The sequence below is a fragment of the Nocardiopsis sp. LOL_012 genome, from assembly GCF_048060475.1.
Taxonomy (GTDB): Bacteria; Actinomycetota; Actinomycetes; order Streptosporangiales; family Streptosporangiaceae; genus Nocardiopsis.
Map to the genome: position 1 here is coordinate 1 of NZ_JBHMIV010000019.1, position 12,046 is coordinate 12,046.

The following is a 12,046-nucleotide window of genomic DNA, read 5'->3' on the forward strand; positions in this document are numbered from 1 at the left end:
ACTCCCCGCACGGGATGGTGATCGGCCGCGCGTGGCGGTTGGGGGAGGAGGACCTGTTCGCCGGGCAGGTCTCCGACGTCCACCTCTACCAAGGGGTGCTCTCCCAGAACGACATCAACACGGTCTACGAGGGGCTGATCCCGACCAGCGCCCCCTGAACCCGCCACGCGTCTCTTTCGATCTCAGCCAGCTCACTGAACCCGGCGGCAACGATGACCGCTGGGACGGAGGCCCCCTGTGTCCGAGCACTCCCTCTCGATGACCAACCAGTCCCGCCACGAGTCCGACAGTCCGGTCAGGCGTATCCGGCGCCGGGCGGGACGCGGCATGGTCCACACCCTCTCCTTCGCTCTCATCGCGTCGCTGCTGTCCGTGACGACGTCACAGGCGCTTCCCTTCAACCCTGTGCCCGAGGCGGAGTACGAACCCTGGATCCAGGGCAATGAGGTGGGCGCTGAAACGGCTGTGCAGGACGGCACGGTCGCCGACGCGGCGATCGAAACGCTGCCGCAGGCCCAGTGGCCCGAGCCGGAAACCGTGGTGTTAGGGGGGACCGGAGCCCCCGAAGCGAGCGCGTTCTCGTCCATGGCCGAGGAGGACTCGATCGTCGGTATCGGCACCGTCTCACAGAAGGTGCTCGACGACTGGAACGCCCCTTTCTCCTCGAATGAGGCAGCCCCAGACCAGGCACGGGAGACGGCTCCGGCGGGGTATCGACTCCCGTCCGAGCCCACACCCCCACCGGAGGAGGCCACACCCACGGCACCGGACGGGGGAGCCCCCGAGGAGCGAACCGAGTCCGAAGCCGAGCCGTCGGCACCCGACAGGGAGACCGGCACGGACGAAGCCACCGAGGAGAGCACGGAGGCGGACCGGGGTCCCGAAGAGCCGCCGACCGACGGCGCCTCCCCAGAACCTGAGGCCGAGGACCGGCCCGATCCACGGGTAGTGGAGTCGGCCGAAGTCGAACTCCTGAGCCGTGCTGACGCCGAGGAAGCCGGGGTCGACGGAGTCCTGATGCGGGTACGGCGCACCGACGGTGTCGACGGGGCCGGTCCTGTCGAGATCGTGCTGGACTACTCCGGGTTCGCGTCCGCGTTCGGCGGCGACTACGGCTCCCGGCTCAGGCTGCTGGCCCTGGCGGACTGTGAGACCGGTGGTGGCACCGAATCGGACGACTGTACCCGTGCCTACGACCTGGGGTCGGTCAACGATCCCGCAGCGGACACCCTGACCGTCGTGGCACCCGCTACCGCTTCGGGTGTAACACTGATGGCCGCCGCCGACGCTGACAGCGGCAACGGCGACTACCAGGCCAGTGACCTGGCCCCCTCAGCAGCCTGGGACGTCAGCCTCCAATCGGGCTCCTTCTCCTGGACCTACCCGATCCAGGCGCCGGGCGTGGCAGCGGACCTGGCCCCCGACGTCTCGTTGGCCTACTCCTCAGGTGCGGTCGACGGCCGCACCGCCTCCACCAACAACCAGGCATCCTGGATCGGCGAGGGCTTCGACTACCACCCCGGGTTTATCGAGCGCTCCTACATCGGCTGCGCCCAGGACGGCCAGGAGGACCCGGACAAGACCGGTGACCTGTGCTGGAAACGGCACAACGCCACCCTGTCCCTGAACGGGATGTCCAGCGAACTGCTGCTGGACTCCGACGGCACCTGGCGGCTACGCGATGACGACAACTCCACGGTGGAGCGGCTGACCGGGACCACCAACGGCGACAACGACGGCGAGTACTGGAAGGTCACCACCTCCGACGGCACCCAGTACTTCTTCGGCCGCAACCGCCTGCCCGGCTGGACCTCCGGCGACCCCGAGACCGGCTCGGCCTGGACCGTGCCGGTCTTCGGCAACGACTCCTCCGAACCGTGCCACGACACCTCCTTCGCCGACTCCTGGTGCCAGCAGGCCTGGCGGTGGAACCTCGACTACGTCGTCGACGCCCAGGGCAACGTCATGACCCTGTACTACGACGAGGAGCGCAACCACTACGGCCGCAACATGGAGGCCGACGACGCGACCGGCTACGACCGCGGCGGCCATCTGGACCGGATCGAGTACGGCCTGCGCAGCGACGACGTGTTCGCCACCGCCCCGGCCCGGGTGGACTTCGACGTCACCGAGCGGTGCGTGCCCACCGATTCCTTCGACTGCGCCGAGAGCGACCGCGACGAGGACAACGCCGACCACTGGCCCGACGTCCCCCTCGACCAGGTCTGCGAGTCCGGAGACGAGTGTACCGACCAGTTCTCGCCCACCTTCTTCACCACGAAGCGGCTGACCGGGATCTCCACTCAGGTCCACGACGGATCCGACTACACCACCGTGGACTCCTGGGAGTTCGCCCATGCCTTCCCCGATCCCGGGGACGGAACCGACCCCACCCTGTGGCTGGACTCCATCACCCACACCGGCCATGTGGACGGCACACTCGCCACCCCGCCGGTGACCTTTGGCGGCACACCACTGCCCAACCGGGTCGACGCCACCAGCGACGGCGTGGCGCCCCTCAACAAGTGGCGCATCACCTCCGTCCACACCGAGACCGGCGGCCAGCTCGACGTCTCCTACTCCGCCCCAGGGTGCACGGCCGGCTCGGCTCCGACACCGCACACCAACACCCAGCGCTGCTTCCCCGTCAAGTGGGTGCCCAGCGGCCAGGGCGATGACGACATCACCGACTGGTTCCACAAGTACGTCGTCGTCCAGGTCCAGGAAATGGACCTGGTCACCGATCAACCAGCCGTCATCACCGATTACGACTACGTGGGTGACGCCGCCTGGCGGTACATGGACGCCGACGGGTTCATCGAAGATGACAAGCGCACCTGGTCCCAGTGGCGCGGATACGACACCGTCCGCGTCACCACCGGGGCCGAAGGCGGCACGCAGTCGGTGACCGAGCACCGCTTCTTCCGCGGCATGCACGGCGACCACCTGCCCGACGGAGAACGCAGCATCACCCTCACCGACTCCGAGGGCGGCGAGCACACCGATCACGACCACTACGCGGGCAGGCCCCTGGAGACCACGGCCTTCAACGGCCCCGGCGGGGAGGTCCTGGAGAAGAAGATCACCGTCCCCTGGAGCAGGGAGACGGGATCGCGCACCTACTCCTGGGGAACGCTGCGCGCCCACCAGGTCGACGCGCAGTCGGTACGCACCTACACACCCCTGGCGAACGGAGGGTGGCGCCAACACCGCGTCGACACCACCTACGACGCCTACGCCCTGCCCGTCGAGATCGATGACTGGGGCGACACCGCGGTCATCGGCGACGAGACCTGTACACGCACCACCTTCAACCGCAACACCGCACACAACCTGCTGGTGACGGTCTCACGCGAGGAGATCGTCTCCGTCCCCTGTGGCCAGACCCCCTCCAGACCCGATGACGTGGTCAGCGACCTGCGTACCGCCTTCGACGGTCAAGCCATGGGTGAACCGCCGGTCCAGGGCCTGGAGACCTCCCACCAGCGCCTGACCGGCTACGAGAACGGCGAGCCCGTCTACCAGACCACGGGGACCGCCAGCTTCGACACCTACGGCCGCAAGCTCACTCAGGCCGACGCCGAGGACAACACCACCACGACCGAGTACACCGACGCCGTTCCCGGTGGGAACGCCGTAGAGGTCACCACCACCAACCCGGCAGGTCACACCAACACGGTCGAGATCGCCCCCGGCCGTTCGGCGACCCTCGCCGAGACCGACGCCAACGGCAAACGCACCGAACTCGCCTATGACCCGCTCGGCCGCCTCACCGACGTGTGGCTGCCCAACCGTGACCGCGACCTGGACACGCCGAGCATGCGGTTCGAGTACCACATGTCCAAGGACGCCCCCACCTACGTCGTCACCAGCACACTCAACCCCCACGGCGACTACACCACGACCTACCGGATCCACGACGGGTGGCTGCGCCTGCGCCAGACACAGTCCCCCTCGTACACCGGAGAAGGACGGGTCATCAGCGACGTCCTCCACGACTCACGGGGTCTGGAGGTCCAGACCAGGCAGGCCTACCCGGCCGAGGGCGATCCCGGCGGAGACCTGTTCGTCGCCAACAACACCGACCTCATCCCCCGCTACACCGAGACGGTCTACGACGGCGCGGAACGGCCCGTGCACGAGATCCAGATGTCGGCTGGAGAGGAGGTGTACCGCACCTCCACCGCGTACGTGGGCGAGCAGACGAAGGTGACCGCACCTGAGGGCGGAACCGGAACCACCACCGTCAGCGACCTGTACGGCAACACGGTCGAACTGCGCCACCACCACGGCCGCCAGCCCAGCGGCGACTACGACGCGATCCACTACACCTACACGCGCAACAACGAGCTGGAGACCGTCACCGACTCCGCAGGAAACGAGTGGAGCTACACCTACGACATCAACAGCCGCAAGGTCTCGGCCACCGACCCCGACAGCGGCACCACCACCTACACCTACGACGGCCTCGACCGCATGACCACGCGCACCGACGCGCGCGGGCAGACCCTGGCCTACGCCTACGACGACCTCGGTCGGACCGTCGCCCTGCACGACGACTCCCTCAACGGCCCGGTGCGCGCCGCATGGACCTACGACACCCTGGAACTGGGCCAGCTCACCTCCTCCACCCGTTATGACGACGGGCTCGCCTACACCAACCGGGTGCTGTCCTACGACGACCTGTACCAGGTGGAGGCCTCGACCGTCACCATCCCCCAAGAGGAGACCGGGCTCGGCGGGACCTACCGCTTCATCACCCGCTACAACGTCGACGGCAGCGTCAACCGTCAGGTCGTGCCCTCCGGGGGAGGCCTCTACCAGGAAGTCGTCAACTACACCCGCGACGACCTGGGCCAGGTCACCGCGATCGCCGGTGAGGGCACCTACCTGCGCGACGCCCACTACTCCCAGATCGGCAACCTCGTCCAGCGCCTGCTGGGCCGGACCGAGAGCACCGACGATCTGACCTGGCAGGACTGGGACTACGACCCCGCCACCGACCGGCTGACGGAGAGCCTCGTGGCGCGCCACTTCGGGTCGGGCTCCCTGCGCCACCAGTTCTACGACTACGACGACGCCGGCAACATCCTGTCCATCCGCGACGAGCCCACCGAGCAGAACCACGCCTCCGACGTCCAGTGCTTCACCTACGACCACCTGCGCCAGCTCACCGAAGCGTGGACCCCTGACGCCACCGGGCCGGGCGCGTGCGACGCCGCCCCCAGCACCGGTTCTCTGGGCGGCCCCGCCTCCTACTGGCACACCTACACCTACGACGAGGTCGGCAACCGGGTCACCGAGACCCAGCACGGCGGCATCGGCGGGGCGACCGAACGCACCTACACCCACCCGCAGGCGGGGCAGGACCACCCCCACGCCGTGACCGAGGTGTACGAGACCGGGCCGGCCGGGGACCGCCTGGAGCAGTACGACTTCGACGAGTCGGGGAACATGGTCTCGCGTGTCACCCCCCTCCACGACCAGGTCCTTGAGTGGGACGCCGAAGGGCACCTGACCCGGGTCGCCGACACCGACCGCGGTGTGACCTCCTACGTCTACGACGCCGACGGCACCCGGTTGATCCGTCGGGACGCCACCACCTCCACCCTGTACCTGCCGGGGATGGAGATCCACTTCGAGCGGGACACCCTCATCTCCCGGGCACTGCGGTTCTACACCCACGACGGAGACGCCATCGCGGTCCGCGACTCCGACCACTCGGTGCACTGGCTGTTCTCCGACCACCACGGCACCGGGGAACTGGCGGTGGACGCCACCACGGGTGAGACGGTTCATCGGCGGTTCACGCCCTTCGGTACGGACCGGTCCACCGGCGTCAACGAATGGCCCAGCGAAACGGGCTTCGTGGGCGGCACGATCGATGCTTCCACCGGGCTGACCCAGATCGGCGCGCGGGCCTACGACGCGGATCTGGGCCGGTTCGTCTCCGTGGACCCGGTGCTGGACCTGACCGATCCGCAGCAGATGCACGGCTACATGTACGCCAACAGCAACCCGGTGACCTTCAGCGACCCGGACGGCCGATGGGTGAAGAAGAAGATCGGCAGGCCGCGGACCAAGGTCAAGAAGAGAGTGAGCGGGGCCTCCGGCAGGAGAAACCAGCCCTCCCGGGTGAACTGGGGCGGGGTTACTACGACGGCGCGCGGTGTGAGTACGACGGTCAACCGGGGCGGCCGTGGCAGTGGCCGGGGCTCGGGTAGTCAGGCTTCCGCCGTATGGCGCGATACCCCTTACGCGGGGGCGGTGGAGTTCGGCGCGGGCATGATGATGGGGCTCAAGCAGCACAGCATCTTGTTGTGGGGAACCGACTATGCGATGGGCCATTTCGGCCTCGGCATGGAGGATCTGAACGCGCTCGCCGGTATCGATCCGAACTCGGACGCGTACGGGTACGGAAATCTGGCCGGTACCTACGTGCCGGACATCGTCACCGAGATCGCCACGGGTCCGATTCCTGCGGGTACGGCGTCCCGGCTGTTGCGCAACGGTGCGGGTTCGGTGGGGAACTGGCTTTCGCGACTGCGTCGGGGTGGCTGCCACAGTTTCATTCCTGGAACTCTGGTGCTGATGGCCGATGGTTCCACCAGGCCGATCGAGGACCTGGAGGTCGGCGATGAGGTGCTGGCCACTGATCCGGAGACGGGCGAGCAGGGTGCGCGGGAGGTCCTGGCGACGATCGTCGGCTCGGGGGCCAAGACCCTGGTCGAGGTCACGGTGGACACCACCACGCAGGTGGACGCTTCGGAGCTGGAGACCCCTGACGGGCTGGATGACGTGGTGGCGGGTCTGCCCGGCCCGACGGTGCTGGGGGATGTCGTCGTCGCCACGGACGAGCATCCCTTCTGGGTTCCCGAGCTGGAGAGGTGGGTCGACGCGATCGATCTGGCTCCGGGGATGTGGCTGCTGTCCTCGGAGGGCACCCTGGTCCAGGTCCGGGGCGTGCAGGCGTGGACACAGCCGGCCACGGTCCATAACCTGACCATCCAGGGTGTTCACACCTACCATGTAAGCGCTGAAGGTATCGATATCCTCAGTCATAACGCTGGTGGGGCCTGGTGTAATACTAACAAGCCAGTTAGTGGGATGCGTCCAGATCGTGGCCAGACTTCTCTGTATGCAATTGTGAATCAAGTTCAGGGAAAGATTCTTAAATGGGGAATTTCTGATAATCCTGTCGTTCGATATACTCGCAGTGAATATGATGCGTGGGGTGCTCAGTATGGAGGGAACTACGGGATGCAGATTCTTAGGAATTTTGACAGTCGAGACGACGCCCTGTCTGCGGAACGTTATTTGACCGAAAGGGTTCCTGGGCCTGAGAACTTTGAACCGCATGCCGGTTCAAGGGGCGGCGGCTCTGGTGGCTGGCAGGACGTCCTGAGGGATGTTCAGAGGGGTATATTTGGAGGTAGGTCAGCCACATGAATTCATAAATTGAGGGGATCTTTCGAAGTGGTTTCCGGTAAGTATTTCGCAGAAAATGAGCTCGGAAAAACTTTCAACGAACCTTCTGAGGATCATCTTTATCTGATATTGTCAGAACTTGATGGGGGAGAGAATTCATTCCTGGTTGTGGAGCCTACGGGAAACGCGGACTCCTGGTACTGTGTTGTTTCCTTTTTGGTGGAGGATGAGAATAGATACGAGGTCGAGTATTTCAATCGAAAAATGGGTCTGCATGAGGTAGTCTCTCAGGGGAGCCTGTCGGAGATTTGCAACGATCTCATTTCTCGAATTCGACGTTTTTTGGAGTAAATTGATCTTTCGGTCAGACCCTGCACACCACCTACGACGAGCTGGGCCGCACCACCCACCTGCGTGAGGACTCGGCCACCGGGCCGCTGCGTGCGGCGTGGACCTACGACACGGTCGCCACCGGCAAGCTCTCCTCCGCCACCCGCTACGACAACGGCTCGGCCTACACCACCAGGATCCTGGGCTACGACCCGGTGGGACGCGAGCGCGCCCGACAGGTCGTGGTCCCGCCCTCGGAAGGGGGTCTGGCGGGCGCCTACCTGTTCCGCACCATGTACAACCCCGACGGCAGTGTGCGCTCCATGGCCCTGCCGCCGATGGGCGGCCTGTCCGGCGAAGCGGTCGTCTACGACTACGACGACCTGGGCAACCTCACCACGCTGTCCGCCAGTGAGGAGATCGTCTCCGACGTGGTCTACTCCAAGGTCGGCGACCTGATGCAGCGCGAGTTCTACCGCGGCATCCTGGGCTCGGAGCGCACCTGGCAGACCTTCGACTACGAGGAGGCCACCCGCCGCCTGTCCCTGGCCAGCGTTGTCCACCAGCTCGGCGACGGGTCGCTGTCGACCAAGACCTACGACTACGACGACGTGGGCAACCTGCTGCGCATCAGCGACGAGCCCACCAGTACCCAGGTACCCGACGACGTGCAGTGCTTCGACTACGACCATCTGCGCCGCCTCACCCAGGCGTGGACCCCCGACGCGGTCGGTGAGACGGCCTGCGACACCGAGCCCGAGGGGCAGCAGATCGGTGGAGCCGATCCCTACTGGCACTCCTACACCTATGACGAGACCGGCAACCGGGTCGAGGAGATCCAGCACGCCGTGATCGGCGGCGGCCAGACGGTGCGTTCCTACGCTGGTCCGCAGGAGGGTCAGGGGCCGGCGCACGGGGTGGCCTCGGTGACCGAGGACGGGGTCGGGGGCACCACCGAGCACACCTACGACTACGACGCCGCGGGCAATATGGTCTCGCGCAGTACGGGTGAGCGTGACCAGGTGTTGGAGTGGGGGGCTGAGGGCGAGTTGGTCTCGGTCACCGACGGGTTGGAGGTGACCTCCTATGTCTATGATGCCGATGGTGAGCGTCTGCTGCGGCGGGCCAATGGTGCGACCACGCTGTACCTTCCGGGTGCGGAGCTGGTGTGGGATCCGCCTGCGGGGACGTTGGAGGCCACCCGTTACTACACTCATGCCGGTGAGACGGTGGCGGTGCGTGAGGATAGCGGTGATCTGCACTGGGTGTTCGCGGACCACCACGGCACCGGGCAGATCGCGGTGGATGCCGAGTGGGGGGATGTGGCCCAGCGTCGGACGACGGCCTTCGGGCAGGCCCGGTCGGCGTCGGGTGTGTGGCCGGGGGAGCGCGGGTTCGTGGACGGCACGGTCGATGCCTCTACGGGGTTGACGCAGTTGGGGGCGCGGGCCTACGACGCGGATCTGGGGCGGTTCGTCTCGGTGGACCCGTTGATGGACCTGACCGATGACCAGCAGATGCACGGGTACGCGTATGCGAACAACAACCCGGTGAGCTTCACCGACCCGACTGGATTGCAGTACGTCGATCCGTGGTCGATTTATATGAAGGACGAATCGGATCAGAGTAGCTCCGTTGATGGATGGCAGGTAGCTTACTACATGCGGGGATTGATTCCCAGCTACCATGGCCAATCCGGTGCGAGTGGCCAATCTTCCGGCTCCTCCAGCGGTGGTGCCATTGCTGGAGTTTCTGCCTCTGCCTCTGCTTCTGTCAGTTCCCCGAGTCCTTACTCTGAGCCGGTCAGTGTCACTGTGGATCCACAGACTCAGGCCAACAACGAAGCCAGCTGGTTCGAAGAACGATGGGGGAGCTGGGATTCTGAAGCCTGGAATAACGGTGACGGATTCTGGGACTCGCTCCAAGGGGGGCTAAGCGGAGTTAATTTGACTCAAATCGGTAAGGATGCCGCATTTGTTGGCGGAATTATTGGCATGCTTGGTTGTCCGGTGTGCGGGGCGGTGGGGATTGGTGCCGCTGCCTTGGGAGCGTATCTTGGTTATCGCGATATCAGGTATCACGGTCAACGTAGCGGAATCATGGGTATTGTTGGAGCCGTGCCTATTCCAGTTGGCTGGGCAGCTCGTGGGGTGCAAACTGGTATGGGATTCCTAAGGAATTCACAAATTGCCAGCAGGGCTCCAAAGGGCATTCCGAACATGGGAAACATCAATCGAAGAATTCGGAGCGATATCGCCAGCGTCTGGAATTCGAGGATTGATGCCGCGTCCACTGTCCAGGGGTATAGTGCCCAAGCCGGAACGGTGCTCGGGGTGTTCGGAGCAGTAGACCACGCATGCGGAAGTTGTGCTTCAAATTACTTGAACTGAAGGGGGTCTCGTGAATTCCAGTAGGCGAGATGGGCAATGGAGTTTGTCTCGCGTGGGGTATATATGGACTTTTGACTGGATTTTGGGAGTGCTGATCCCCAAGATTCGTGGCTTCTATTTGGACTTCTTTGTAGAAGCAAGAATTAAAGGCTACGCTGGTCGGGTGGAGGCTGGATTGGCGAGAGTGGTATTTCAGGTGGACTCCGCTCTGGCTCCAGTAAAAATAATCATCTGGACCCTGATCCTTCTAGGGGCTGAGGCGCTTGTTTCCTATATTTTCGGAAGTCGACTCCCCTCGGGATTTTCTCGAGGATTTGAACTGGCAATTCTCTTGGGGTTCTCCTATTTCACGTCCGTTGGAGCGGTATCGGTCATTGAATTCTTTAGGGCAAATAAGATGATTCGGAAGTTTGGCGAAGAGGTGCATTTCAGGTCTCTCTCGATCTCAATGCAGATAGTATTTTTCTCTTTTTTCCTTGGATCTTCCTCAGTTATTTTTATTTGGGCTTCCCCAAGTTCCTTCTAAAATAACGTCTGCTTCGAGGATGGTAATTGAGGATTATGTAAAACTCGTCCGCTGCCGCTCCGGTAGGCTGCTGAACAGGGAAGGCGAGGTTGTCTACGACTACGACGCCGCGGGCAATATGGTCTCGCGCAGTACGGGTGAGCGTGACCAGGTGTTGGAGTGGGGGGCTGAGGGCGAGTTGGTCTCGGTCACCGACGGGTTGGAGGTGACCTCCTATGTCTATGATGCCGATGGTGAGCGTCTGCTGCGGCGGGCCAATGGTGCGACCACGCTGTACCTTCCGGGTGCGGAGCTGGTGTGGGATCCGCCTGCGGGGACGTTGGAGGCCACCCGTTACTACACTCATGCCGGTGAGACGGTGGCGGTGCGTGAGGATAGGGTGGTGTCATACCGTCGTAGCAACACCGCAGGTCACAGGGGTTGCTACGACGGTATGACACCACCCCCCTGCTTGGTGGCCTCCGCATATTAAGAGATAGTATTAAAAATGTCACATAAAAGATATGAAGCGCATCTCGTTCATATGAAACCCGGGTTCAATTTGGAAAATGAAAAAACAATTTTGATTGACCTCGCTTCTGTCGGACTTTGCAACCAGGTGGAGGAGCTCTGGTGTGAAGACCTCGGTGGAGGGAGAGTGCGGGTTGCCTCAATTCCCTTCTGTTTGTACGGAGTCTCCCTTTTTGATGTCCTTGCGGTTCCCGAAGAATTTGAAGTTCGGGGGGTATCCGTGGTCGAAAATTCAGGGAGGGGTGTGGTGAGGATTATGGTCGACCCTGCATTGGAAGACCATATGGTCGAATCAATTTCTCTCGGGATCAGTGAATCTCTTATTTCCAATTCATTTGCCCATGAATGGAATGGTAGGGGTTTTGTTTCCATTGATGTTCCGGATGTCGATTTTTCTGATCGGCTTTTGGAGGTGATCGACTCTCTTGAGTCTGTTTATTGGGAGTGGGGGGTTGAGTGTAGGAATTCATAGCATGCAAGGAACAGATTCTGTCGTGGGATTCGGGGGGACGGTGTGATCTGTGCACAACCGTCCTGTTCTCTACGGATTGGACGGGTCGTGTGGGTCTGCGGTGGCGTTCGTTCTCGGCTTCGATGCTGCGACCTCCGGAGCTTTCCTCAACGGGTTCCGGGAGTGGCTCATCGTCCGGCTCGACGGTGGGAACAACCTGACCTGGGCCGCTCTGGCCGCACACGTCTGCGCGCCCGACCTTCCCGCCGGAAGGTTCCCCTATGACTTGGGTGAGGATGATCCCCAGGTCACCGACCGGTTCTTCCGTCTCCTGGAGGAGTTCCTGGAGCGACGGCCTGGCGCGGGTCTTCGTCGACTACGCCGACTCGCTGCGCCGCCAGGAGTGGGTTC

At 63.6% G+C, this 12,046-nt stretch carries 5 protein-coding genes; all 5 read left to right on the top strand.

Annotation, left to right across the window (positions count from 1 at the left end):
- Positions 1-237 precede the first annotated feature (237 nt).
- The 5 genes from ACFHWE_RS13910 to ACFHWE_RS13930 all read left to right on the top strand — a co-directional run bounded on the left by ACFHWE_RS13910 (position 238) and on the right by ACFHWE_RS13930 (position 11,656).
- Entirely contained in the window at positions 238-7,449 is a 7,212-nt protein-coding gene (locus tag ACFHWE_RS13910; RefSeq protein ID WP_416601822.1) for an RHS repeat-associated core domain-containing protein, read from the top strand.
- Positions 7,450-7,973: 524 nt separating this feature from the next.
- Positions 7,974-10,148 (top strand): RHS repeat domain-containing protein, encoded by a 2,175-nt coding sequence (locus ACFHWE_RS13915; RefSeq protein ID WP_416601824.1) that lies wholly within the window; start codon positions 7,974-7,976, stop codon positions 10,146-10,148.
- Between the two features lie 88 nt (positions 10,149-10,236).
- Positions 10,237-10,674, top strand: coding sequence for a hypothetical protein (locus ACFHWE_RS13920; RefSeq protein ID WP_416601826.1), 438 nt, complete (start codon positions 10,237-10,239; stop codon positions 10,672-10,674).
- Positions 10,675-10,693: 19 nt separating this feature from the next.
- Positions 10,694-11,146: a hypothetical protein gene (locus ACFHWE_RS13925; protein WP_416601827.1), complete on the top strand. Its 453-nt coding sequence runs from the start codon at positions 10,694-10,696 to the stop codon at positions 11,144-11,146.
- Between the two features lie 15 nt (positions 11,147-11,161).
- On the top strand, positions 11,162-11,656 hold the full coding sequence (locus ACFHWE_RS13930; RefSeq protein ID WP_416601829.1) for a DUF4265 domain-containing protein: 495 nt from the start codon (positions 11,162-11,164) through the stop codon (positions 11,654-11,656).
- Positions 11,657-12,046 lie beyond the last annotated feature (390 nt).